The organism is Thermovenabulum sp. (assembly GCF_049723235.1).
GTDB lineage: Bacteria > Bacillota > Thermosediminibacteria > Thermosediminibacterales > Thermosediminibacteraceae > Thermovenabulum.
On sequence record NZ_JBNARB010000025.1, the window covers coordinates 1 to 24301 of the forward strand.

Here is a 24301-nt window from a genome sequence, read left to right on the forward strand (position 1 = left end):
GGGATACCTACGGTGCTTGACAGGATGATACAACAAGCGATAGCGCAGGTGCTCACCCGAATATTTGACCCGAGCTTTTCAAAAAACAGCTACGGATTCAGGCCTGGTAAAGGAGCGCATCAAGCCATAATGGTGGCAAGAGAACACATAAAGCAAGGCAACCACTGGGTGGTGGACATAGACTTAGAAAAATTCTTTGACAGAGTAAACCATGACAAACTGATGTCGCTGGTAGCGAGGAAAGTAAGGGACAAGATGGTGCTCAAGCTCATAAGGAAATACTTAGAATCCGGGATAATGCTAAACGGGGTAAAAGTGAAGAATGAAGAAGGGACACCGCAGGGAGGGCCACTAAGCCCGCTCTTAGCCAACATAATGCTGGACGAATTAGACAAAGAGCTTGAGAGAAGGGGGCACAAATTCTGCAGGTATGCGGATGATTGCAACATATACGTAAAAAGCAAGAAAGCGGGACAAAGGGTAATGGAGAGCATAACCCGGTATATAGAGCAGGAGCTAAAGTTGAAAGTAAACAAGAACAAAAGTGCCGTAGATAGACCCAGTAAGAGGAAGTTTTTAGGATTCTCCTTCTACATAAAAGGAGGGGAAGTCAGGAACTTCATCCATAAAAAGCCCATAGAGAGATTCAAGGATAAAGTTAGGGCAATCACATCAAGGAGCAACGGGAGAAGCATGGAATGGAGGAAAGAGAAACTAAACCAGCTGATAACAGGATGGGTAAATTACTTTAAAATAGCGGATATGAAGAACACAGCAAGGGAACTGGATGGATGGATAAGAAGGAGACTAAGGATGTGCTACTGGAAGCAATGGAAGAAGATAAAGACGAAGCATGACAATTTAGTCAGATTAGGGATAAACGATGTGAAAGCATGGGAGTATGCCAATACAAGAAAAGGCTATTGGAGGATATCCAACAGCCAGATATTAGCAACTTCCATAACTAACGAATACCTTGAAAAGGAAGGCTTTTTAAGTCTAACGAAGAGACTTTCGATGGCATAATAAATTCTGATGAACCGCCGTATACCGAACGGTACGTACGGTGGTGTGAGAGGACGGTAAGTGAAATAATCACCTACCTCCTACTCGATTAATAATGATAGTAATAGTTGAATTCTTTTGCTATTTCTTCAAAACGTTTAATTTTTTCAATAGCTTGATCGTGAAATTTATAAATATATTCCAAAACAATGGTATTTATCATCACTATTGGTGTTGACATTGAATCGGTAAAGGATACGGAATTGGCTGGAGCATAAATTACATAATCCGAAAGAGGAACTAAAGGGGATGTTTCATCATTGGTTATGGAGATTATAGGCCAATTCATTTTTTTTACAAAATGCAATATTTCAATTGTTTTGGATGGATAACGGGGATATCCGAAAAATAATGCTAATACTTTTTTACCTTCCAAAGGCAAAATTAAATCATAAGTTGTTGTTCCAGCAACATTTATTTTAATTATAGGTTTTGATATAACCCTTGAAAAAATGAATTCACTATATTCGGCAAGACAGCTTGACGAGCGAAGGCCAACTATTAATAGACATTCTGCTTCGTTAATCAGATTTAGAACGTTTTCAATAGTCTTGGGAGAATATTTGTTTATTAATTGATTAAAGTTTTGCTCTTCTTTTTTAATTATTTCTAATAGAACATTGTTGTCTATTCGGCGGTTTTTCATTGAAATATGTAAATAATCGGTCATAGTCATTTCTTTGTTTATTATTTGATGCATCTTTTGTACAAAATGAGGATAACCGTCATAACCTAAAAATCTAACAAATCGAATTACTGATATTTCCGAAGTTCCGGCATTTTTAGCCCACTGTTTTGCTGTCATAAAGGCAACATCAACAAAATTATTTAATAAATAGTTTGCTATTTTTTTGTAAGTATTCGTATAATTTTCCCACTGTGACATTATATGATTAATAAAATCTTTTTTGTTTTTTATTTGATCTATACTCATGGTAGCACTCCTAATTCTATGATAGATAAAATTGCTTAATTTGAATTATATCAAAGATAATTCCAAAAATCCATATAAAAGAAATCAAATATTAATAATATAATAAAATAATAAATATTATAAAAAAATATTAAAAATAAGAAATATGTAAAAAATACAAGAAAATAGATAAAATGAAGAGATATGTTGCGATAACAACATATAAATAAAATTTGATGTAAAAACACCATTTATGTATTATATTAATAGAATCACTATTTTAAAAATTAAAAAAGGAGGGTTAAAATGTCCGATTATGATATCCTTTCTATTATACCGCCGTTAGTAGCGATATCTTTAGCATTAATTACAAAAAACGTTATCATATCTTTGTTTTTAAGTGTTTTTATAGGTTTTTCCATTTTAGCCGGTGGTAATATTTTTGTTGGTTTTACAAACATACTTGAAAAAGGAATATTTGAACAAATGATAGGTAAAAGTAATGCTCAAGTAATGGCTTTAATGATAATAATCGGAGGGTTTATAGCACTTATAGAAAAATCTGGTATTGCCCGCACATTTGCAAATACTATTACAAAAAAGATCAATACTAAGTCAAAAGCTCAGGTAGCTACATGGTTAGGAGGGCTTATTATATTTTTTACGGACTCAGGTAATAGCCTGATTTTAGGTCCGCTCTTTCAACCTATATATGATAGATTAAAAATATCAAAACAAAAATTAGCGTATATTTTAGACTCTACATCTTCACCTGTATGTATTTTAATTCCCTTTATTGGATGGGGAATATATATAATGAGTTTAATACAGCAGGAGTTTTCAAAATTAGGTATTGCTGAACATGAATTTACGGCTTTTATCAAAACATTACCTTATCAATTTTATCCGATCTGCACGTTATTGCTTGTCCCTTTAATAGCAATAACTGGAAAAGATTTTGGACCTATGGCTAAAGCTGAGTTATTAGTTGAATCTTCAACAGATATATCTTATGTAAAGACAAAATTGGATAACAATAAAGAAAATGCAGGGCCTTCAATGGCGAGCTTCATTGTACCCTTTGTAGTGTTATTTGTTGTTATGTTTAGTATGTTTACATATTTCGGATTTCCTGTAAAACCCGTTCCGGGAATAAAATTAAGAATTTCTATGGGAACCGCTTACTTACTTGCAACGTTTACTAGTTTTTACTTTATATATAAAGAAAAAATAATGAGTTTTAAAGAAGCTTTTAATACTTATATTGAAGGCATGCAAAAAATGGTATATGTATTAATTATATTAGTTCTTGCTTGGTCATTAGGAAGCGTTTGTTCCCAACTTCAAACATCAGTCTTTTTAACTTCTATCGCTAAGAATTTTATAACTGCAGGTATGCTACCTTTCTTTGTATTCGTAATAGGATGTATTGTTTCATTTTCAACAGGAACTTCTTGGGGTACTTTTGCTATTATGATGCCTATAGCTATCCCAATGGCTTACAGCTTAGGCGCACCCATATATGCCACAATTGGTGCTGTATTAGGCGGGGGGTTGTTTGGAGATCATTGTTCTCCGGTCTCTGATACAACTATATTATCTTCCATGGCTTCAAAATGTGATTTGGTAGATCACGTAATAACTCAATTGCCGTATGCATTGACTGCTGCATTAGGTGCAATGATAGCTTATGTCGTAGCTGGTTTTGTTCAAAGCCCCATAACATTGATTATTGCTATTGCATCATCTGTGATATTGTTATTTGTATTTAAGAATGTATGGAAGGTAAGGGATTAAAAAATATTTACGAAATATAAAAGGAGATGTTAATATGAAAGCAATAGTTTTGGGAGCGGGGAAAATCGGAAGGGTTATTGCCCAGGATTTGATTAAGAGTAATTTATTTGAAAAACTCACAATAGCAGATATATCAAATGAGGTTATTGATGAAGCATTAAAATTTATAGGAGACGGCAGAGTGGATGGAGTGATTTTGGATGCATCAAAATATGAAAATATTGCAAAAGCTATGCAGGGGTACGATATAGCTATAGGGGCACTGCTTCACAAATATGCTCTTGACGGTATCAAGGCGGCTATTGAAAATAAAATTAATTACGTTGATTTGGTAGGAAGTTATCCGGAAAAAAGACTTGTCCTGGATGATGATGCAAAAAAAAGCAATGTAACTATAATTCCCGGGTGTGGAGTAGCACCGGGTTTAGGAAATATTTTGATTGGGTATGGAACAACATTTTTCGATGAATTAGAATATGGGAAGATAATAGTTGGTGGTTTACCTCTGCATAAAGATTCGCCATTAGAATATAAAATAGTATATGCAATTCAAAGTGTATTTGGTATCATTGATAGAAAGAGCAAAGTACTGATAAATGGAGAAGTGGTTGAGGAAGAGACATTTAGTAATTTGGAATATATAGAATTTCCTTCCCCTTTGGGCAAATGTGAAGCTTTTTTAACTGACGGGTTATCCTACTCTATATACACTATGAAAGATAAAGGTTTTAAACGCTTAGAAGAAAAAAGTGTCCGTTATCCTGGGTATGTAGATAAGGTAAAATTTTTAATTCAATGCGGACTTTTAGATAATGAACCTGTAAACTTTAAAGGGCAACAAATATCACCAAGAGAATTTGTTCTTTCTATACTTGAGCCGAAAATGAGATTGGGAAATGACATAGATATAACTGTTTTAAGAGTGGAAATTACGGGTAAAAGAGAAGATAAAAAACAAAAATTGGTATTTGATATGATGGATTTTAGGGACCAGAAAACTGGTATAACCTCAATGGCTAGAACTACCGGTTATCCTTGTTCTATAGCGGTGCAAATGATAGTAAGGGGTATAATAAATGAGAAAGGAATAATACCTCCAGAGATAGCTTTTGGAACTCCTGAACGATTTAAACTACTTGATGAGGGTTTAAAAACCCGTGGAATAAATATTGATTGTAAATTTTTTGATATCGAATAAAGATTTGATATATTTTCTTATATAGCTGACGGAACGTCGGCTTATTTTTCAAAAAATAAATCTATATATTGCAATAATACGATATAAGGTGTATAATATACCCTCGTAGGGTATATTAAAAGTTAAAGGAGGATTATTATGACGATAAAAATAAACAGGGGAAGATGTCCGCAAAATCATCCGTGCCCGTCGGTGAGGATATGTCCTACGGGAGCGCTCACTCAAAAGGGATTTAATGCTCCCGAAATTGATAAAGAAAAATGCATTGAATGTATGAGATGCGTTTCTTACTGCCCAACGGGCGCGATCACCCTTGAAAGAAAAATTCAGGCAAAGTAGTGTTTTTACACATCCCCTCTGCATAAAATATTAATATGAATATTTCCCCTTTAAAATGGAAATAATTTCTTTAGAGGGGATGAATTGTGAAAGGGGAAAACAAAAATAACGTTTTATCGTGGCTTTCCGCATTATTTTTCGAGGAAGTGGAGGAGAATAATCCAAATAGCGACCTTTTAGAAGAACTGCGGAAGGCCAAAAATGAGTGGATGGCAGCGGAAAGGTATTTTGAGAGCGTGAGCGATCCGGATCTGGTGGAATATGCCGTGTACAATATCGAGACGGCAAAAAGAAAATACTTTTATTTATTAAAAAAAGCCAAGGAAGAAGGAATAACCTCCGGCGATGTAAAATAAATTTAGTACAAAAAACCGGAGGTGAAAATCATGCATGTGGATATATGGGCAATAGCAGCATATGCCTTCGGGCTTTTAATGCTTTACGCTATTGCCAGGATTCTTATTGCTCCCGTTAGATTGATATTAAAATTGATTTACAACGGAATTATCGGAGGAATATTGCTTGTAATTTTAAATATACTGGGAGCTTTTTTTGGGATTCATATAGCTATTAATCCATTAACTGCACTGATTGCGGGTTTTCTCGGTGTGCCGGGGATCGTTCTACTTTTATTTATTAAATACTTCTTCTAAAGGAAAACTCAAAAGGAAAAAATGTAAAAACCCCTGAAATGGGGTTTATATTTTTTTCGGCTTGACCGAGAAAAAATTGTCTGTTATACTTTAATAGAAAATGCTGTTATAATAGATAAAGCCTCAGTTTAAGCTGAAACTAAACGGGCTGTTATATAAAATAACAAAAGCTGTATTATAACAGAACAATTATACAAATATTTTTTGATATTTTATTTTTTTATGTTAAAATTACTCTACATAAAGCTTAAATTACCCGGGTATTTTAAAATTTGAAAGGAGGAAAAAAAGATGGCAAAAGTGCTGGAAATCCGCTGGCATGCAAGAGGCGGACAGGGCGCTAAGACGGCCGCTTTAATGCTTGCCGAATCCGTAGCGGAAATGGGAAAGTACGTACAGGGCTTCCCCGAATACGGACCTGAAAGGATGGGTGCTCCCATTCTTGCTTTTAACAGAATTAGCGATGAACCTATTTTTGTCCACTCCAATGTTACAAACCCCAATATAGTAATTGTTCTTGACCCCACACTTCTCGGAAAAGCCAAGATAACCGATGGAGTACCGGAGGACGGTATTTATATCATCAATACCGCCAAAACTCCACAAGAGATAAGAAAAATACTGGGAATAACCACCGGCAAAATTTTTACCATCGATGCCACTCAGATTTCCATTGAGACCATTGGACGTCCCATACCCAATACACCGATGATGGGCGCATTTATAAGGGCAACAGGTATAATTCCTTTTGAGACCTTTATGGAACATATGAAGGAACAGCTCGGCAAAAAATTCAAGTCTAAATCAGAAGTTATTGAAGGCAACCTGAAGGCCATAGAGAGGGCCTATATGGAGGTGAAGAGCGAATGACCTTTAATAGAAATTTTGGCTCGGGAACCAGAACAGGTTCGGTAAAACCGGGAATGAGATGGTGGGAGATTACCAGGGCGGGTAATATTTATTCTCCCGGAAACTCTAAGGAATACGAAACGGGAGACTGGAGGTCCATACGCCCTGTATGGAATAAGGAAAGATGCATTCACTGCCTTATATGCTGGCGTTACTGCCCCGATTCTTCGATAATTGCAGAAAACGGAAAGTTCGGCGAGATCGATTACATGCACTGCAAGGGTTGCGGAATTTGCGCCAAGGTTTGTCCCGTAAATGCTATTGATATGAAGCCGGAAGATGAAACGGAAAAGGTAAAGGAGGTCGGCTCAGATGAAAACTAGGGTTGCTCTTACCGGTAATGAAGCGGTAGCCCATGCCATGAAGCAGATAAATCCCGATGTGGTAGCCGCCTACCCTATCACACCTCAGACGGAAATTGTTCAGATATTCTCCAGCTTTGTGTCCAACGGACAGGTGGATACCGAGTTTGTTGCGGTGGAAAGCGAGCACAGCGCCATGAGCGCGGCGATAGGGGCCGCTGCAGCGGGAGCCAGGGCAATGACCGCCACATCCAGCCAGGGCCTTGCACTCATGTTCGAAATGGTTTACATAGCCTCGTCCATGAGGCTTCCCATAGTATTTCCTGTTGTAAACAGGGCATTGAGCGGGCCTATTAACATCCACTGCGACCACAGCGATGCTATGGGCCTCAGGGATTCGGGAGTAATTCAGCTTTTTTCCGAAAATGCCCAGGAAGCTTACGACAACATCATCCAGGCCTTTAGAATTGCTGAACATCCGGAAGTAAGGCTCCCGGTCATGGTAAACCTGGATGGATTCATCACCAGCCATGCTATGGACGTTCTGGAAGTTCTGGATGATGAAACGGTAAAGAATTTTGTGGGAGAGTACAAGCCCGAAGATTTTCTATTGAATGCCAAAAACCCCATTTCCATGGGTAACTTGGACCTTTATGATTTTTACTTTGAACACAGGCGTCAGCAAACGGCGGCCATGGAAGCGGCCAAGGATGTAATTAAAGAGGTAGGAAAGGAATTTGCAAAAATCTCCGGAAGGGAGTACGGTCTTTTAGAGAAATACCATTTGGACGATGCACAAGTAGCTGTGGTAGTGCTCAACTCCGCGGCGGGAACCGCTAAAGGCACCTGCGACGAACTCAGGAAAAAGGGTTTAAAGGTTGGAGTTTTAAAGCCAAGGGTGTACAGGCCCTTCCCGCATGAAGAGATAAAAGAAGCGCTTAAAAACGTAAAAGTTATAGCGGTCCTGGACAGGGCGGAAACCTTCTCCACCAACGGTGGCCCCATGTTCCAGGAAATAAGGAATGCGCTCTATGACCTTAAAGGAGATATAAAAGTTGTAAACTACATATACGGCCTTGGCGGAAGGGATCTTCTGGTGGAGCACGTGGAAAAGGTTTATAGCGACCTTTTTGACCTCAAGGATGGAAAATCCCTGAACACAGTAAATTACCTCGGGCTAAGAGAGTAGGAGGTGTGAATATATGGCTACATTAAAAGAACTCTCAAAGGTCCCCGAAAGGCTTGTGGGAGGTCACAGGCTCTGTGCGGGATGCGGACACGGAGTTGCTACGAGGATGGTTTTAAACGCGGTGGAAGAAAACGAGCATGTGGTGGTGGGCTGCGCTACCGGATGCCTTGAAGTAGCTACTACCATATATCCTTTTACCGCGTGGAACTGCTCCTTTATCCACAGCGCTTTTGAAAACGCCGGCGCAACCATAAGCGGCGTTGAAGCGGCATACAGGGCTTTGAAAAAGAAGGGGAAATTGACGGAAAACTTTAAATTCATAGCTTTCGGCGGAGACGGCGGCACTTACGATATCGGACTTCAATCTCTTTCGGGCGCTATGGAAAGAGGGCATAACATAGTTTACGTATGCTTGGACAATGAGGCTTACATGAATACGGGTATCCAGCGCTCTTCAGCTACTCCCATAGGTGCCGATACTACTACGAGCCCTGCCGGCAAAGTAATACCCGGAAAACAGCAGCCCAGAAAGGACCTCACTGCTATAATGGCAGCCCACAACATACCCTATGTGGCTCAAGCGGCGCTCAGCAACTGGCAGGACTTATATAAAAAAGCAAAAAAGGCTGTAGAGGTTGAAGGCCCGGCATTTTTGAACATTTTATCTCCCTGCCCCAGGGGTTGGCGCTACAACACCCCGGAAATTATGGAAATCTCTAAGCTTGCGGTAGAAACCCGTTTCTGGCCTTTATACGAAGTCGAGGACGGAAAATGGAAGCTCAATTATAAACCCAAGAAGTACGTCCCCATTGAGGAATTCCTTAAGCCACAGGGAAGGTTCAAACACCTCTTCAAGCCGGGCAATGAGCACGTTATAAAAGCTATCCAGGAAGATGTGGATAGAAGGTGGCTTGCCCTTCTTGAAAGGTGCGGTGAAACTCCCGAACTTCCTCCCAGGTAATAAGAGCTCCCGGGAAAAACACTTTTCCCGGGAGTTTATTTTTTTCTAATAAGGCGGAGGTGTTTTTCAAATAATAAAAATGAAAAAAGTTTTAGGAGGAAGAACGATGAAGAAAAACAGTCAGCATTTCCGATTAATAACAGGGCTTTTGATATTATCGATTGTATCCGCTCTATTTTTTACCGGATGCGCTGCAAGGCAAAAACCCAAGGTGGCTCCAACGCCGCCCTCAATAAAAATACCGGAAAAGATAAGCAGAGGAGAAAACCAGGAACCGGAGCTTAAAGTATATGTAGTAAAGGATAAAAAGGTAAAGCAGATGAAATTGGAGGATTACGTTACCGGGGTAGTGGCAGGCGAAGTAGAAAATACCTGGGAATTGGAAACCCTTGCCGCCCAGGCAATTCTTGCAAGAACTTACGTATTAGAATTTGTAAAGGATAAAGGGGGATCAAAGTACCAGGGGGCGGACATTTCCACGGATTTTGAAGAAGCCCAGGCCTGGAATCCCGACAATATTAACGACAATATCAAAAAGGCGGTAGAAGCGACAAGGGGAATGGTGGTAACCTATAACGGAGATTTTATCAAAGCCTGGTTTCATTCCCACAGCGGAGGTATGACCGCAACGGCAAAGGAAGGTTTAAACTATAAAGAAGAGGAGCCGCCCTATATCCAGGTGGTGAAATCCGGCGATGAAAACGTGGGTCCCGAGGGGAAAAAATCCTGGAGGTACGAGTTCAGTAAGGAAGAGGTAAGAAGGCTTATTAAAGAAAAATTGGGCCAGGATACCGGTGATATAAAGGAAGTGGCGGTGCTGGAAAAAGGGCCTTCGGGAAGGGCGGTAAAAATAAAAATTGGCAATGCGGAAGTTCACGGCGCGGACCTCAGGATGGCTTTGGACCCAATGAAAATGAGGTCTAACCTTATTACCAGCCTGAAAATTGAGAAAGATAAGATAGTGATGGAAGGCAAGGGTTTTGGGCATGGAGTAGGAATGTCCCAGTGGGGAGCCAATGAAATGGCAAAACAGGGAAAAAAGGCGGAGGAAATTATAAAATACTATTTTAAAGGGGTCAAGATAGTTAAACTTTGGAATTAAATCATATTTTTAAGCCCTCCTTCATAAAATTTTCTAAAAGGAAATGAAGAAAGGAGGGCTTTTTCGTGGAAGAAAAGGGTCCCGGAAAACACATATTATCCCTGCAGGACAGGGAGCTTCTTGAAATTTCGGGTGTAACAAATGTAGACAAATTCACCGAAAGCGAAATCCTTCTTGATACGGTAAGGGGGACGTTAAGCATAAAAGGCGAAAAAATGCATATGAAGCAGTTAAACTTGGAAGTGGGTAATATAACAATAGAAGGTTTGATAAAACAATTAACTTATGCGGAAGATGTGAAAGAAAGGGAAAAAGCCCGGGGTTTACTTCAAAAGCTCCTGAAGTAAAAGGGTGGTAAAAGGTGCTGGAAAAAGAAATGGATTTGATGGTTATAATTTTTTCTTTATTTTCCGGGTTTATTCAGGGGATGATATTTGATATTTACAGAAGGATCAGGAGGGCACTAAATCCAGGGAAAATAGAAACTGCACTGGGAGACATGATTTTCTGGATCCTTGCCACTCTTTTGATTTTTGCCCTTATTAATACGTATTTAATGGGATGGGTCAGGGGATATTTTTTTGCAGGATTTTTTACCGGGTTTTTTATTTACTTAAAAACCCTGAGCAGGTTCTTTATAAGGTTATTAATCGAGCTGGAAAAGGGGCTGGGCTTTATTGCAGGGCTGCCAGAACGTTTATTTAAAAAGATAAGGGGCGTAAAAGCGTTTAAAATGACCCTGAAAAGGATAAAAAATATTAGAAGAATTTTAAAAAAAATAAAAAAATAAGAAAAGATTGAGGCAGGAATTTATTTTTTTTTGTAGAATAATAAAAAATACCTGGAAAGGTACTTTCAAGGTTACTTACAAAAGACTTATAAGAGCACTTGCAAAAGCACCCTTATAAAAATTTAAAAAATACCTGCACATATTAAAAAACTAAAAGAAGGTGAAGCCTTTGAAAAGGTCAAAGTTCAGGATAAGGCACTTTTTACTTTTGCTGTTTGTCTTTTATTTCATAACCACATTGGTTTTTCAACAGCTCAAGTTTATTGAGCTGAAAAGGGAAGAACAAAAATTAAAAGCGAGTATAAACGAAGCACTTCAGGAGAGAGAACAGCTGGAGAAGGAACTTTCACGTTTGAACGATAAAAGCTACATAGAAAAAATTGCCAGGGAGCAGTTAAGGCTGGTAAAGCCCGGCGAATATATTTATATTATCTCCGATGATGACAAAAAACAATGATTATTGACTATACATAAAAGTTGGTATATAATAACTTCATTAAGTGAAATTCTAAAGGGAGGAATTTTAGTATAATGGCTTTAGAAGTAGGCCAGATTGTGGAAGGAAAGGTTACAGGAATTACTAAATTTGGGGCTTTTGTAGAGCTATCCGAAGGGGTCACGGGTTTGGTGCATATTTCCGAGGTGGCAGATAACTACGTAAAGGATGTAAGGGAATATCTGAATTACAACGATGTGGTAAAGGTCAAAATCATAGCTATTTCCGAAGATGGGAAGATTAGCCTGTCAATAAGGAAATTAAAGGAAAATAACAGGAATGCCAGCAGGAAAATGTCAGCCCAGAGTTTCGAAGAAAAACTGGCAAAGTTTTTAAAGGAAAGCGAAGAACGTCAGCAGGACTTAAAAAAATACGAAGCAAAAAGGGGTGCTGGCAGCGGATCTCGAAGAAGGGCATACTAACATATTTAAACAGAATAAATTCCAGGGTTTTTACCCTGGTTTTTTAATTCTATAAAGAGGGGTTTAATATGAGGGCATGCATTGATATTGGTTCTAATTCGGTGAGGCTGCTTGTGGGCGAAGTCAACGAAAGAGAAGTAATACCCGTTTTTAAGAAGCTTACCACAACAAGGCTGGGAAGCGGTGTGGCAAAGGACGGATTATTGGAGGAAGAAGCAGTCAATTCCACCATCGATGCCGTAAAAGAATATATGGATATTGCAAAAAATTACGGGGCAAAAAAAGTAATAGCCTTTGCCACCAGTGCGGTGAGGGAAGCAAAAAACCGGGATGAATTCTTGAAAAGAGTAAAGGAAGCCCTTGGAATAGATGTCCTGGTAATTGCCGGGGAAGAAGAGGCCGTACTTTCTTACAAAGGGGCAAGGTACGGATTGGGTTTGAAGGGAAAGACTGCCGTTATAGATATAGGAGGCGGCAGCACCGAGATAACTTATGGAGAACAAATTCCTGTAGAGAGCAGAAGTTTTAAAATGGGTGCGGTAAGGTGGACCCAGAGGTTTTTAATAAATGACCCGCCTCTAAAGACAGAGATGGATGAGCTAAGCCACATAGAAAAAGAGATGTTAAAGGAGTTTGCGCAAAAAATTCAGGCATTTTCAAGAGGAGATTTACGGGCGGTGGCAGTGGGGGGCACCGCTACCACAGCCTGTGCTATAAAGCTTGGTCTTGCCGTATACGACTGGAAAAAGGTGCACGGGCAACCCTTATCAAAGGAGGATGTGGAAAACTCCCTCAAATTACTTTGCAGTGTTCCGTTATCGGAAAGACAAAAAATCCCGGGCTTAATGCCCGAGAGAGCGGATATAATTATTGCGGGGATATTAATTTTAAAAAATATTATGGAAATGATCAATATAGATAAGGTTATCGTATCCGAAGCGGATTTGATGGATGCCGTTTTGATGGAAAGCTAAAATATTACTTCGTAACTTTGATTCGGTTTCTTTGACTTAAAAGCATTCCGATGTAAACCGTTAAGGGAATGGCAATAAGGTGCAGGATTATCCAGTAAGTCCATCCCATTCTCGGCGTATACATAAATTACCTCCTTTTATTCCGTAGTCTTTTCTTTTTTCATCGAAAGTCCCCAGTAAATTAAAAGAGGTATGGCGATTACGTGAATCAAAAGCCACCATCCCCACCCTATGGTAGGTGTTAAATTGTTCATATTGTTCATAATCCACCTCCATATTTTTTCTGTTCATTCTTATTTTTTTCCAAAAAAAAATATATATTCCTTGCCCCTTTTATTGACAAACTTGTAATATTATGATAATATTATAGACTGCATGATTATAGGCTTTTGAGCTCAGGTATAAAAAAATGGCAGAAAGGGAAAAATAAAAAAGGGTTTATTTTGCTCGGGAAAAACCAAAAGCAGGTGGAAAAAGCAAACCTTGCTTTTGGCTATTTTTACTTTTATAAAGGGGTGAAAATATAAATGGTACGTCCGGTAAAAGTGGGAGGACGCACCCGTTGGAGCTTTTCAAAGATAGAAGAAGTTAAGGAACTTCCCTACCTTATAGAAATTCAGAAGAGGTCTTACGAGTGGTTTTTAAGAGAAGGGCTTCGAGAGGTTCTTTTGGAGTTTTCGCCTATAGAGGATTTTACAGGAAACCTGGTGCTGGAATTTGTAGATTACTATTTAGAAAATAATCCTAAATATTCCGTAGATGAGTGTAAAGAAAGGGACGTTACATATGCGGTTCCCATGAAGGTAAAGGTCCGCCTCGTTAACAAAGAAACCGGAGAGGTTAAAGAGCAGGACGTATTCATGGGAGATTTTCCTTTGATGACGGAAAACGGCACCTTTATAATAAACGGTGCCGAAAGGGTAATAGTAAGCCAGTTGGTCCGTTCGCCGGGAGTTTATTTTGACCGGCAGATAGATAAGAACGGAAAGGCTCTTCACTCCGCTACATTAATACCCAACAGGGGCGCATGGCTGGAGATGGAGACCGATTCCAATGAGGTAATTTACGTAAGGGTAGACAGGACAAGGAAAATACCGGTTACCGTTCTTTTAAGAGCTATTGGATATGGAACCAATGCTCAGATTTTAGAGCTTCTGGGAGAGGACGAAAAAATACTGAGGACCCTGGAAAAGGATAATACCGAAAACCAGGATGAGGCTTTGCTGGAGATATACAAGAGGCTGAGGCCGGGAGAACCGCCCACAATAGAAAATGCAAGGGTTTTACTGGAATCCCTGTTCTTTGATCCAAAACGGTACGACCTGGCCAGCGTAGGAAGGTACAAGTTCAACAAGAAGTTGAGATTAAGGGGAAGAATCACCGGGAAGCTGGCAGGAGAAGATATTATTAATCCCCGGACGGGCGAAATCATAGTAAAAAGAGGGGAAAAGATTTCGAGAAAAACCGCGGAGCTTATAGAAAAGCTAAAAATAAACGAAGTTAAAGTTCTGGTGGAGGAAGAGAAGGTAGTAAAGGTTATAGGAAACGGTTACGCTGACGACGATGAAGATGTATTCAGGAAGGAACGCTATATCACCCCTTTGGATATCCTATCTTCCGTCAATTACCTTCTGAATTTGTCCTACGGCATAGGCGATATAGATGATATCGACCATCTCGGCAACAGAAGGGTTCGCTCGGTGGGCGAGCTTTTACAAAACCAGTTCCGCATTGGTCTTGCCAGAATGGAAAGGGTCATCAAGGAAAGGATGACCATCCAGGATGTGGACGCCATTACTCCCCAGGGTCTTATTAACATAAGGCCTCTGGTGGCGGCTATAAAGGAATTTTTTGGAAGCAGCCAGCTTTCGCAGTTTATGGATCAGACAAACCCCCTGGCTGAGCTTACCCATAAAAGAAGGCTAAGCGCCCTGGGTCCGGGTGGTTTGAGCAGGGAACGCGCGGGCTTTGAGGTGCGCGACGTGCACTACTCCCATTACGGGCGTATGTGCCCTATAGAGACTCCCGAAGGTCCGAATATCGGTCTTATAAGCTCTCTTTCTACTTATGCAAGGGTGAACGAGTACGGTTTCATTGAAACTCCCTACCGAAAGGTGGACAAGGAAAGGGGAGTAGTAACCAACGAGATCGAATACCTTACCGCCGACGAAGAAGAGGAATTCATTATTGCTCAGGCTAACGTGCCCCTGGACGAAGAAGGGCGGTTCAAACAAAAAAGGGTAGCCGCCAGGTACAGGGACGATATTATGGTGGTGCCGGCGGAGGAAGTGGATTACATGGACCTTTCGCCGAAACAGCTGGTCAGTGTCGCCACCGCATTGATACCCTTTTTGGAACACGATGACGCCAACAGGGCTTTGATGGGTTCCAACATGCAGCGCCAGGCGGTTCCCCTTATTACTACCGAAGCACCCTTGGTGGGTACGGGTATAGAGTGGAAGGCAGCTGTGGATTCCGGAGTTATGATAATAGCTAAAAATGCCGGCGTGGTTGAAAGGGTTACGGCAAGGGAAATAGTAATAAGAAGGGACAGCGATAAGGGGCTCGATGTTTACAAGGTTCATAAGTTTATCCGTTCCAACCAGGGCACCTGCATTAACCAGAGACCAATAGTGAAAAAAGGGGAATGGGTCAATGCGGGACAACCCATTGCCGACGGGCCCTCTACAGACAGGGGCGAACTGGCGCTGGGTAAAAACGTGCTTGTAGCCTTTATGCCCTGGGAAGGATATAACTACGAAGACGCCATATTGATTTCCGAGAGGCTGGTCAAAGACGACGTATTTACATCAATTCACATAGAACAGTATGAAGCGGAGGCCCGGGATACAAAGCTCGGACCCGAGGAAATTACCAGGGATATCCCCAACGTGGGGGAAGAAGCCCTTAAGGATTTAGATGAAAGAGGAATAATAAGGATAGGTGCGGAGGTCAGGGCGGGAGATATCCTGGTAGGTAAGGTTACACCCAAAGGAGAAACGGAGCTCACCGCTGAAGAAAGGCTTTTAAGGGCTATTTTTGGCGAAAAAGCCAGGGAAGTCAGGGATACCTCCCTCCGCGTGCCGCACGGAGAATACGGTATTGTGGTGGATGTCAAGGTCTTCAGCAGGGAAAACGGCGATGAGCTGCCGCCGGGAGTAAATCAGCTCGTCAGGGTATATATTGCCCAGAAAAGAAAGATATCCGAAGGAGACAAAATGGCCGGCAGACACGGGAACAAGGGTGTTATTTCAAGAATAATGCCGGTGGAGGATATGCCCTACCTGCCCGATGGCACTCCCATAGATATCGTGTTAAACCCCCTCGGCGTGCCTTCCCGTATGAACATCGGTCAGGTTCTTGAGACGCACTTAGGATGGGCAGCAAAGGCACTGGGATGGCATGTGGCTACTCCCGTATTCGACGGGGCCAGCGAAGAAGAGATTTTCCAGCTGTTAAAACAGGCGGGTCTTCCTGAAGATGGGAAGATCCAGCTCAGGGACGGAAGAACGGGTGAATTCTTTGACAGAAAGGTAACCGTGGGCTACATGTACATGCTGAAACTCGCTCACCTGGTCGACGACAAAATCCACGCCAGATCCACAGGGCCTTACTCCCTTGTTACCCAGCAGCCCCTTGGCGGAAAGGCTCAGTTTGGCGGACAGAGGTTCGGAGAAATGGAAGTATGGGCTCTCGAAGCCTACGGAGCAAGTTATACCCTGCAGGAGCTTCTTACTGTTAAGTCCGACGATGTTATGGGCCGCGTGAAGACTTACGAGGCCATTGTAAAAGGGGAAAATGTACCGGAACCCGGAATACCGGAATCTTTCAAGGTATTGATAAAGGAATTGCAGTCTCTTTGCCTTGATGTAAAGATCCTTTCCGAAGACGAAAAGGAAATCATACTTAAAGATATAGATGAGGAAGATGAAGAAGTGGAAGAAACCCTCGATATAAATATGGAAGGGATGGAGGACCAGGGTAACATTGTTCCTCAGGAAGAACTGGTGGAGAACGGCTATGAAGAAGTAGAAGAGGAGGAACCCGATGAGGAAGAACTCTTTGACGAATCCTTTATAGAAGATCAGGATATAAGTTTCCCCGACGATGATGCCTTTAACGAGGATTTCTTCGATGATGGGGAAGAGAATTTCTAACCCTCTTTTCTCAATTTAAATATTAAGAAGGGAGAGAAACCCTTTGTTGGAGCTAAACTTTTTTGACAAGATAGAAATAGGCCTTGCTTCACCGGAAAAAATAAGGGAATGGTCCAAAGGCGAGGTTAAAAAACCCGAAACCATAAACTACAGGACGCTGAAACCCGAAAAGGGAGGACTTTTCTGCGAGAGGATTTTTGGACCCGTAAAGGACTGGGAATGTCACTGCGGAAAGTATAAAAGGGTAAGGTACAAGGGAATTATTTGCGATAGATGCGGCGTAGAAGTTACCAAGTCCAAGGTACGAAGGGAAAGAATGGGGCATATTGAGCTGGCAGCCCCCGTTTCCCATATCTGGTTTTTAAAGGGGATTCCGAGCAGAATCGGTTTGATGCTCGATATGTCCCCGCGAGCCCTGGAAAAAGTTATATATTTTGCTTCCTATATTGTAATCGATCCGGGTAATACTCCTCTCACCAAAAAGCAGCTTTTGACAGAAAAGGAATACAGAGAATACAGGGAAAAATACGGGAATGCTTTTAAAGCGGGCATGGGAGCCGAAGCCATAAAGGAACTTTTGAAGGAAATAGATTTAGAGAAATTATCCAAAGAGTTAAGGGCGGAATTGAAAGAAGCCAACGGGCAGAAGAAAATAAGGATTTTAAGAAGGCTCGAGGTGGTAGAAGCCTTTAGAAAGTCGGGCAACAGGCCCGAATGGATGATCCTTGAGGTAATCCCCGTGATACCTCCTGACTTAAGACCCATGGTGCAGCTGGATGGTGGGCGCTTTGCTACTTCGGACTTAAACGACCTTTACCGGAGGGTAATAAACAGGAACAACAGATTAAAAAGACTGCTCGACCTGGGGGCACCGGACATCATAGTCAGGAACGAAAAGAGGATGCTCCAGGAAGCGGTGGATGCCCTTATCGATAACGGAAGAAGAGGAAAGCCGGTAACCGGGCCGGGTAACAGGCCGTTAAAATCCCTGAGCGATATGCTCAAAGGTAAGCAGGGAAGATTCCGGCAAAATCTCCTGGGTAAACGCGTGGATTATTCCGGTCGTTCTGTTATCGTTGTCGGTCCGGAACTGAAATTATATCAGTGCGGTCTTCCCAAAGAAATGGCTCTTGAACTTTTTAAGCCCTTTGTCATGAAAAAACTGGTGGAGAAAAACTACGCTCACAACATAAAAAGCGCCAAGCGCATGGTAGAAAGGGTTAAACCGGAGGTATGGGATGTACTGGAAGAGGTCATTAAAGAGCATCCCGTGCTGTTAAACAGGGCTCCAACGCTGCACAGGCTTGGAATTCAGGCCTTCGAACCCGTTCTCGTCGAAGGCAGGGCGATTCAAATTCATCCTCTGGTTTGTACCGCGTACAATGCTGACTTTGACGGTGACCAGATGGCGGTACATGTTCCGCTTTCCGCTGAGGCTCAAGCGGAAGCCAGGCTATTGATGCTTTCTACCAACAACATACTGAAGCCTGCGGATGGAAAACCGGTAGTTACTCCTACCCAGGATATGGTTCTCGGTTCATATTACCTGACCATTGAAGTAAAAGGTGAAAAGGGTGAGGGCAAGATATTCTCATCGGAAAATGAGGCACTTTTAGCTTACGACAGCGGTGAAGTAGGACTCCATGCTCCGATTAAAGTGAGAATTACAAAGGAGATAAACGGTAAAAAGCGTTCGGGAATTATCACCACCACAATCGGCAGGATAATCTTCAACCAGTGCATTCCGCAGGATCTGGGCTTTGTGGATCGCTCGAAGGAGGAAAACTTTTTCGAGTTAGAGCTTAACACATTGGTGGATAAAAGCAAGCTGGGGGAAATAGTCGACCGCTGCTACAAAAAGCACGGCACTACCCTGACGGCGGAAATGCTGGATAAGATAAAGGCTGTTAGCTTTCACTACGCCACAAAGGCAGGTATTACAATTGGCATAACGGATATTGAGGTGCCAAAGGACAAATGGAAGATTCTATCGGAAGCCGATGAAAAGGTAGACCAGGTCGAACTAATGTACAGAAGAGGCTTGATATCCGAGGACGAAAGGTATGAAAAGGTAATAGAGATATGGGAGAATGCCACCAATAAAGTAACGGAAAGCTTAATGAACAGCCTTGACAGATTAAATCCCGTATACATGATGGCAAACTCCGGTGCTCGAGGCAACAAACAGCAGATAAGGCAGTTAGCGGGTATGAGGGGTCTTATGGCCGATACGGCGGGCCGAATCATTGACTTACCCATAAAGGCCAACTTCCGTGAAGGGCTGACGGTGCTGGAGTACTTCATATCCACCCATGGTGCCCGTAAAGGACTTGCGGATACCGCTCTCAGGACGGCGGACTCGGGATACCTGACAAGAAGGCTTGTGGATGTAAGCCAGGACGTGATTGTCAGGGAAGTGGATTGCGGCACTACCGAAGGAATCACCGTCAGGGCAATAATGGATGGCAAGGATGTTATAGAGTCGTTGAAGGAGAGAATAGACGGCAGATACGCCCGGGAGGACATAGTAAATCCGGTTACGGGCGAAGTGATTGTAAGGGAAAATGAGATAATTACCGATGAAATAGCTGACAGGATAATAAAAGCGGGAATACAGGAGGTTAAGATAAGGTCGGTACTCACCTGCAGGACCAGGCACGGCGTATGTGCCAAGTGTTACGGCAAAAACCTGGCTACGGGGAAACCGGTGGAGGTGGGGGAAGCGGTGGGCATTATCGCTGCCCAGTCCATAGGCGAACCGGGTACCCAGCTGACGATGAGAACCTTCCACACCGGCGGTATTGCCGGGCACGATATTACCCAGGGTTTACCCAGGGTGGAGGAATTGTTCGAAGCCAGAAGACCAAAGGGCCAGGCGGTTATTACCGAAATCGGCGGTACCGTCAGGATTATTGAAAACAAAAAGAAAAGAGAAGTGGAAATTACCGCTGATACCGGCGAAGTAAAGGTTTACCAGATACCTTACGGCGCCAGGTTGACGGTGGAAAACGGCGCAAGGGTGGAGCCGGGTGATGAGCTCTGCGAAGGACCAATCAATCCCCACGATATCCTTAGAATAAAAGGGGTACGGGGAGTTCAGGCCTACCTGCTGCAGGAAGTGTTGAAGGTTTACAGGATGCAGGGTGTGGACATAAACGATAAACACATAGAGATAATAATAAGACAAATGCTCCGAAAGGTTAAGATAGAAGACCCCGGAGATACGGATTTACTGCCCGGTGAGCTCATAGATATTTTTGAGCTGGAAGAAATAAACGAAAAGGCGAAGCAAGAAGGCAAAAAACCCGCCGAGGCAAGAAGGGTACTTCTGGGGATCACGAAAGCATCCCTTGCAACGGATTCTTTCCTGTCCGCCGCATCCTTCCAGGAAACCACCCGGGTGCTTACCGAAGCATCCATAAAAGGAAAGGTGGACCCGCTCATTGGTCTAAAAGAAAATGTTATAATAGGAAAGTTGATACCTGCAGGAACCGGCATGAAAAGGTACAGAAATATAAGAATTATATGCGAAGGGCAGGAGGAAACCGCCACCTCCTCGGAAAATTAAAAGAGACACGCCTTAATTGTATTGACATAGAAAAAGTCGGATGCTAAAATATATTAGTGCGTGTTCAGGCTTTGAAAAGCAATGGATAAGGAGGGCATGAGCATGTTAAACAGATTAAAAAATGCCCCCAGAAAAACCGTAGGTACCAAGCAAACCCTTAAAGCGGTGGAAAAGAATCAAGCTTCAGTAGTGTTTATTGCAGAGGATGCTGAGGAGCACGTGGTTTCAGGCCTGAAAGAACTGTGTCGCACGAAGGGAATAGAGATGGTCTTTGTCCCTACTATGAAGGAACTGGGCCAGGCTTGCGGTATTGATGTAGGGGCAGCATCAGCTGCAATTTTGAGCTAATCCGATAGATGGTGCGAATGCCCCTCTCGGGGCATTCCTTTTTTTAATTCTTTGGAAGGAGGTGTAAAGGTATGCCGACAATGAATCAGCTGGTGAGAAAGGGCAGGGAGAAGGTAACCAAAAAATCCAAGTCACCTGCACTCAAAGGGAACCCGCAGAAACGCGGTGTTTGCACCGTTGTAAAGACAACTACTCCAAAGAAGCCAAACTCTGCTTTGAGAAAGATTGCCAGGGTGAGGCTAACAAACGGTATTGAAGTTACCGCATATATCCCGGGCATTGGTCATAACCTTCAGGAGCACTCGGTAGTTTTAGTAAGAGGCGGCAGGGTTAAAGACTTGCCGGGTGTAAGATACCACATTATCCGCGGGGCTCTCGATGCTGCTGGAGTAGCCAACAGGAGACAGGGTAGATCTCTATACGGTGCGAAAAGACCAAAGTCATAATAAGGAGGGAAGAGGATGCCAAGGAAAGGGCACGTTAGAAGGCGCGAAGTTGCTGAAGATCCCATTTATAAAAGCAAACTGGTTACGAAGCTCATTAACAAACTGATGTACGATGGCAAAAAGAGCATCGCGCAGAGGGCTTGCTATGAGGCCTTCGAAATTATAAGGCAAAAGACGGGTAAGGACCCCATGGAAGTTTTTCAGGAAGCTTTGAAGAATGTCATGCCCGTGCTTGAGGTTAGGCCGCGCAGGGTAGGAGGTGCTACCTACCAGGTTCCAATGGAAGTTCCGGAAAACCGCAGGTTATCCCTTGGGATTCGCTGGCTGGTAGATTACGCCCGCCAGAGGACCGATAAAAAGACCATCAGGGAAAAGCTCGCTGCAGAAATAATGGATGCGGCCAACGGTGCGGGTGGAGCCGTTAAGAAGAAGGAAGAAACCCACAGAATGGCAGAAGCCAACAGGGCATTTGCACATTACCGGTGGTAATTTTTTGGTACCCAGGCTATTTTGCAGGAGAAAGGGGTGGAAAGAATGCCTAGACAGGTACCACTTAATAGATTAAGGAACATAGGTATAATGGCACATATAGATGCCGGTAAAACCACTACAACGGAGAGAATACTTTTCTATACCGGTAAGGTACACAAGTTGGGAGAGGTTCATGAAGGGACTGCTGTAATGGACTGGATGGAGCAGGAGCAGGAAAGGGGCATTACCATTACCGCTGCTTCCACCACTTGCTACTGGAAGGATCATCAAATTAATATCATAGATACGCCCGGGCACGTTGATTTCACCGTGGAGGTAGAGCGTTCACTTCGCGTCCTTGACGGAGCGGTAGCGGTCTTTTGTGCAAAAGGCGGTGTAGAGCCTCAGTCGGAAACGGTGTGGCGCCAGGCGGATAAATACGGCGTCCCCAGAATAGCATATGTGAATAAAATGGATATAGTTGGGGCCGATTTTTACAATGTGGTGAAACAGATCAGAGAGAGGCTCGGCGCCAATCCGGTACCCATTCAAATCCCCATTGGAGCGGAGGATACCTTCCACGGCATAGTGGACCTGGTTATGATGAAAGCTTACATTTACACCAACGACCTGGGCACCGAGATACAGGAAACCGCTATTCCCGATGAAATAAGGGATAAGGCAGAAGAATACAGGGAAAAGATGATAGAAGCACTGGCGGATGTGGATGAAGAAATAATGACAAAATACCTGGAAGGGGAAGAGCTAACGCCGGAAGAAATTAAAGGAGCTCTTAGAAGGGCCTGCATCGCGGTTAAGGCCGTTCCTGTAATCTGCGGTTCATCATATAAGAACAAGGGAGTGCAGCTTCTACTGGATGCCATAGTGGATTACCTGCCATCACCCCTTGACATTCCGGCAGTAAAGGGAATAGATCCCGAAACGGGAGAGGAAATAGAAAGACTTGCAAGCGATGATGAGTCTTTTTCTGCTCTGGCGTTTAAGATAATGAGCGATCCCTATGTAGGTAAGTTAACTTATTTCAGGATTTACTCGGGTGTTTTGAAAGCGGGATCTTATGTATATAACTCTACCAAGAACAAAAAGGAAAGAATAGGCAGGATTTTGAGGATGCATGCAAATCACCGCCAGGAAATGGAAGAGGCTATGACGGGAGAAATCGTAGCGGCGGTGGGATTAAAAGACACGACAACCGGTGATACCCTCTGCTCCGAAGACAAGCCTATTATACTGGAATCCATGCAGTTCCCCGAACCTGTAATCCATGTGGCAATTGAACCAAAGACAAAAGCGGATCAGGAAAAAATGGGAATCGCATTGCAGAGGCTTGCGGAGGAAGATCCAACCTTCCGGACTTATACCGATGCTGAGACCGGACAGACCATCATTGCGGGAATGGGCGAGCTGCACTTGGAAATCATTGTTGACAGGATGTTCAGGGAATTCAAGGTAGAAGCCAATGTAGGAAAACCGCAGGTAGCCTATAAAGAAACCATCAAGAAAGCCGTTAAAGCTGAAGGTAAATACATCAGGCAGACCGGTGGTCGCGGTCAGTACGGCCACGTATGGCTGGAAATTGAACCCCTTGAACCGGGTAAAGGCTATGAATTCGTAAACAAGATTGTGGGCGGCGTTATTCCGAAGGAATACATTCCTGCGGTGGACGCGGGAGTTCGGGAAGCCCTCGAAAACGGTGTTCTGGCCGGATACCCGGTAGTGGATGTAAGGGTAACTCTTTTTGATGGTTCTTACCATGAAGTGGACTCTTCGGAAATGGCCTTCAAGATAGCAGCATCCTTAGCCTTCAAAGAGGCTATGAGAAAGGCGGATCCGGTGCTCTTAGAGCCCATTATGAAGGTGGAAGTGGTAGTTCCGGAAGAGTTCATGGGAGACGTAATTGGAGACATCAACTCCCGTCGCGGACATTTAGAGGGAATGGAACCCAGAGGTGGGGCTCAGGTTATAAGAGGGTATGTTCCTTTAGCAGAAATGTTTGGTTACGCAACCGATTTACGTTCCAAGACCCAGGGCCGCGGCACTTACACCATGCAGTTCTCCCATTATGCAGAAGTTCCCAAAAATATCGCGGATGCGATAATCAATAAAAAATAAAAATTAAAATTTGAGGAGGGCAAAGAAATGGCAAAACAGAAATTTGAGAGGAAGAAGCCGCACGTAAA

24 protein-coding genes are annotated in these 24301 nt (G+C 42.7%); 22 read left to right on the forward strand and 2 right to left on the reverse strand.

The features are described 5' to 3' along the window. On the forward strand, positions 1-1026 hold a 1026-nt coding region (ltrA, locus tag ACPLOV_RS10400), incomplete at its 5' end, for a group II intron reverse transcriptase/maturase (RefSeq protein WP_424911130.1). Between the two features lie 88 nt (positions 1027-1114). Here ltrA and ACPLOV_RS10405 read toward each other — a convergent pair. Beyond that, positions 1115-1999 carry a MurR/RpiR family transcriptional regulator gene (locus ACPLOV_RS10405; protein ID WP_424911131.1) on the reverse strand — a complete coding sequence of 295 codons (885 nt, stop codon included), beginning with the start codon at positions 1997-1999 and terminating at the stop codon, positions 1115-1117. A 285-nt stretch (positions 2000-2284) separates the two neighbouring features. Between ACPLOV_RS10405 and ACPLOV_RS10410 the strand changes: the two genes are divergently transcribed. The 15 genes from ACPLOV_RS10410 to ACPLOV_RS10480 all read left to right on the forward strand — a co-directional run bounded on the left by ACPLOV_RS10410 (position 2285) and on the right by ACPLOV_RS10480 (position 13110). Then, positions 2285-3775, forward strand: coding sequence for a Na+/H+ antiporter NhaC family protein (locus ACPLOV_RS10410; RefSeq protein ID WP_424911132.1), 1491 nt, complete (start codon positions 2285-2287; stop codon positions 3773-3775). A gap of 34 nt (positions 3776-3809) precedes the next feature. Further along, positions 3810-4973 (forward strand): saccharopine dehydrogenase family protein, encoded by a 1164-nt coding sequence (locus ACPLOV_RS10415; RefSeq protein WP_424911133.1) that lies wholly within the window; start codon positions 3810-3812, stop codon positions 4971-4973. Between the two features lie 138 nt (positions 4974-5111). After that, positions 5112-5312 (forward strand): ATP-binding protein, encoded by a 201-nt coding sequence (locus ACPLOV_RS10420; RefSeq protein WP_424909999.1) that lies wholly within the window; start codon positions 5112-5114, stop codon positions 5310-5312. Positions 5313-5398: 86 nt separating this feature from the next. Further along, complete coding sequence (locus tag ACPLOV_RS10425; protein ID WP_424911134.1) at positions 5399-5668, forward strand: YaaL family protein; 270 nt, start codon at positions 5399-5401, stop codon at positions 5666-5668. A gap of 30 nt (positions 5669-5698) precedes the next feature. Further along, the gene (locus ACPLOV_RS10430; RefSeq protein ID WP_424910001.1) at positions 5699-5965 is read left to right on the forward strand and encodes a pro-sigmaK processing inhibitor BofA family protein; all 267 of its coding nucleotides are present in this window, start codon (positions 5699-5701) and stop codon (positions 5963-5965) included. A 291-nt stretch (positions 5966-6256) separates the two neighbouring features. Next, complete coding sequence (locus ACPLOV_RS10435; protein WP_424909735.1) at positions 6257-6835, forward strand: 2-oxoacid:acceptor oxidoreductase family protein; 579 nt, start codon at positions 6257-6259, stop codon at positions 6833-6835. Beyond that, positions 6832-7197: a 4Fe-4S binding protein gene (locus tag ACPLOV_RS10440; protein ID WP_068748416.1), complete on the forward strand. Its 366-nt coding sequence runs from the start codon at positions 6832-6834 to the stop codon at positions 7195-7197. The genes ACPLOV_RS10435 and ACPLOV_RS10440 overlap by 4 nt, the downstream gene beginning before the upstream one ends. Next, entirely contained in the window at positions 7187-8365 is a 1179-nt protein-coding gene (porA, locus tag ACPLOV_RS10445) for a pyruvate ferredoxin oxidoreductase (protein ID WP_424909734.1), read from the forward strand. The genes ACPLOV_RS10440 and porA overlap by 11 nt, the downstream gene beginning before the upstream one ends. 13 nt (positions 8366-8378) lie before the next feature. Next, a complete protein-coding gene (locus tag ACPLOV_RS10450; protein ID WP_424909733.1) occupies positions 8379-9326 on the forward strand; it encodes a thiamine pyrophosphate-dependent enzyme in 948 nt (315 codons plus the stop codon). A gap of 106 nt (positions 9327-9432) precedes the next feature. Next, entirely contained in the window at positions 9433-10428 is a 996-nt protein-coding gene (locus tag ACPLOV_RS10455) for a SpoIID/LytB domain-containing protein (protein ID WP_424911135.1), read from the forward strand. A gap of 65 nt (positions 10429-10493) precedes the next feature. Then, on the forward strand, positions 10494-10775 hold the full coding sequence (yabP, locus tag ACPLOV_RS10460) for a sporulation protein YabP (RefSeq protein WP_424909731.1): 282 nt from the start codon (positions 10494-10496) through the stop codon (positions 10773-10775). A 14-nt stretch (positions 10776-10789) separates the two neighbouring features. Further along, complete coding sequence (gene yabQ, locus ACPLOV_RS10465) at positions 10790-11218, forward strand: spore cortex biosynthesis protein YabQ (protein ID WP_424909730.1); 429 nt, start codon at positions 10790-10792, stop codon at positions 11216-11218. A 169-nt stretch (positions 11219-11387) separates the two neighbouring features. Then, positions 11388-11675, forward strand: coding sequence for an FtsB family cell division protein (locus tag ACPLOV_RS10470; RefSeq protein WP_424909729.1), 288 nt, complete (start codon positions 11388-11390; stop codon positions 11673-11675). A 74-nt stretch (positions 11676-11749) separates the two neighbouring features. Beyond that, positions 11750-12136 (forward strand): S1 RNA-binding domain-containing protein, encoded by a 387-nt coding sequence (locus ACPLOV_RS10475; protein WP_068748409.1) that lies wholly within the window; start codon positions 11750-11752, stop codon positions 12134-12136. Between the two features lie 68 nt (positions 12137-12204). After that, positions 12205-13110: a Ppx/GppA family phosphatase gene (locus ACPLOV_RS10480; protein WP_424911136.1), complete on the forward strand. Its 906-nt coding sequence runs from the start codon at positions 12205-12207 to the stop codon at positions 13108-13110. Between the two features lie 137 nt (positions 13111-13247). On the opposite strand, the gene ACPLOV_RS10485 is transcribed toward ACPLOV_RS10480, so the two are convergent. Then, on the reverse strand, positions 13248-13373 hold the full coding sequence (locus ACPLOV_RS10485; RefSeq protein ID WP_424911137.1) for a hypothetical protein: 126 nt from the start codon (positions 13371-13373) through the stop codon (positions 13248-13250). Positions 13374-13637: 264 nt separating this feature from the next. On the opposite strand from ACPLOV_RS10485, the gene rpoB reads away from it, so the two are divergent. The 6 genes from rpoB (at position 13638) to fusA (ending at position 24233) form a co-directional block, all read left to right on the forward strand. Further along, a complete protein-coding gene (rpoB, locus tag ACPLOV_RS10490; protein WP_424911138.1) occupies positions 13638-17267 on the forward strand; it encodes a DNA-directed RNA polymerase subunit beta in 3630 nt (1209 codons plus the stop codon). A 43-nt stretch (positions 17268-17310) separates the two neighbouring features. Beyond that, positions 17311-20835 (forward strand): DNA-directed RNA polymerase subunit beta', encoded by a 3525-nt coding sequence (gene rpoC / locus ACPLOV_RS10495; RefSeq protein WP_424909844.1) that lies wholly within the window; start codon positions 17311-17313, stop codon positions 20833-20835. 102 nt (positions 20836-20937) lie between these two features. After that, positions 20938-21183 carry a L7Ae/L30e/S12e/Gadd45 family ribosomal protein gene (locus ACPLOV_RS10500; RefSeq protein WP_068748405.1) on the forward strand — a complete coding sequence of 82 codons (246 nt, stop codon included), beginning with the start codon at positions 20938-20940 and terminating at the stop codon, positions 21181-21183. Between the two features lie 71 nt (positions 21184-21254). Next, positions 21255-21629 carry a 30S ribosomal protein S12 gene (rpsL, locus tag ACPLOV_RS10505; RefSeq protein ID WP_068748404.1) on the forward strand — a complete coding sequence of 125 codons (375 nt, stop codon included), beginning with the start codon at positions 21255-21257 and terminating at the stop codon, positions 21627-21629. Positions 21630-21644: 15 nt separating this feature from the next. Beyond that, positions 21645-22118: a 30S ribosomal protein S7 gene (rpsG, locus tag ACPLOV_RS10510; RefSeq protein WP_068748403.1), complete on the forward strand. Its 474-nt coding sequence runs from the start codon at positions 21645-21647 to the stop codon at positions 22116-22118. A gap of 45 nt (positions 22119-22163) precedes the next feature. Beyond that, a complete protein-coding gene (gene fusA, locus ACPLOV_RS10515) occupies positions 22164-24233 on the forward strand; it encodes an elongation factor G (RefSeq protein WP_424911139.1) in 2070 nt (689 codons plus the stop codon). Positions 24234-24301: the final 68 nt, after the last annotated feature.

Bases quoted from the DNA above. Each gene is read 5' to 3' on its own strand.
- ACPLOV_RS10430 (WP_424910001.1), top strand. From the start codon at position 5,699: ATGCATGTGGATATATGGGCAATAGCAGCATATGCCTTCGGGCTTTTA.
- porA (WP_424909734.1), top strand. From the start codon at position 7,187: ATGAAAACTAGGGTTGCTCTTACCGGTAATGAAGCGGTAGCCCATGCC.
- fusA (WP_424911139.1), top strand. From the start codon at position 22,164: ATGCCTAGACAGGTACCACTTAATAGATTAAGGAACATAGGTATAATG.
- ACPLOV_RS10420 (WP_424909999.1), top strand. From the start codon at position 5,112: ATGACGATAAAAATAAACAGGGGAAGATGTCCGCAAAATCATCCGTGC.
- rpsG (WP_068748403.1), top strand. From the start codon at position 21,645: ATGCCAAGGAAAGGGCACGTTAGAAGGCGCGAAGTTGCTGAAGATCCC.
- ACPLOV_RS10450 (WP_424909733.1), top strand. From the start codon at position 8,379: ATGGCTACATTAAAAGAACTCTCAAAGGTCCCCGAAAGGCTTGTGGGA.
- ACPLOV_RS10410 (WP_424911132.1), top strand. From the start codon at position 2,285: ATGTCCGATTATGATATCCTTTCTATTATACCGCCGTTAGTAGCGATA.
- ACPLOV_RS10415 (WP_424911133.1), top strand. From the start codon at position 3,810: ATGAAAGCAATAGTTTTGGGAGCGGGGAAAATCGGAAGGGTTATTGCC.
- ACPLOV_RS10405 (WP_424911131.1), bottom strand. From the start codon at position 1,999: ATGAGTATAGATCAAATAAAAAACAAAAAAGATTTTATTAATCATATA.
- ACPLOV_RS10475 (WP_068748409.1), top strand. From the start codon at position 11,750: ATGGCTTTAGAAGTAGGCCAGATTGTGGAAGGAAAGGTTACAGGAATT.
- rpsL (WP_068748404.1), top strand. From the start codon at position 21,255: ATGCCGACAATGAATCAGCTGGTGAGAAAGGGCAGGGAGAAGGTAACC.
- ACPLOV_RS10480 (WP_424911136.1), top strand. From the start codon at position 12,205: ATGAGGGCATGCATTGATATTGGTTCTAATTCGGTGAGGCTGCTTGTG.
- ACPLOV_RS10455 (WP_424911135.1), top strand. From the start codon at position 9,433: ATGAAGAAAAACAGTCAGCATTTCCGATTAATAACAGGGCTTTTGATA.
- ACPLOV_RS10435 (WP_424909735.1), top strand. From the start codon at position 6,257: ATGGCAAAAGTGCTGGAAATCCGCTGGCATGCAAGAGGCGGACAGGGC.
- ACPLOV_RS10485 (WP_424911137.1), bottom strand. From the start codon at position 13,373: ATGAACAATATGAACAATTTAACACCTACCATAGGGTGGGGATGGTGG.
- rpoB (WP_424911138.1), top strand. From the start codon at position 13,638: ATGGTACGTCCGGTAAAAGTGGGAGGACGCACCCGTTGGAGCTTTTCA.
- ACPLOV_RS10440 (WP_068748416.1), top strand. From the start codon at position 6,832: ATGACCTTTAATAGAAATTTTGGCTCGGGAACCAGAACAGGTTCGGTA.
- ACPLOV_RS10500 (WP_068748405.1), top strand. From the start codon at position 20,938: ATGTTAAACAGATTAAAAAATGCCCCCAGAAAAACCGTAGGTACCAAG.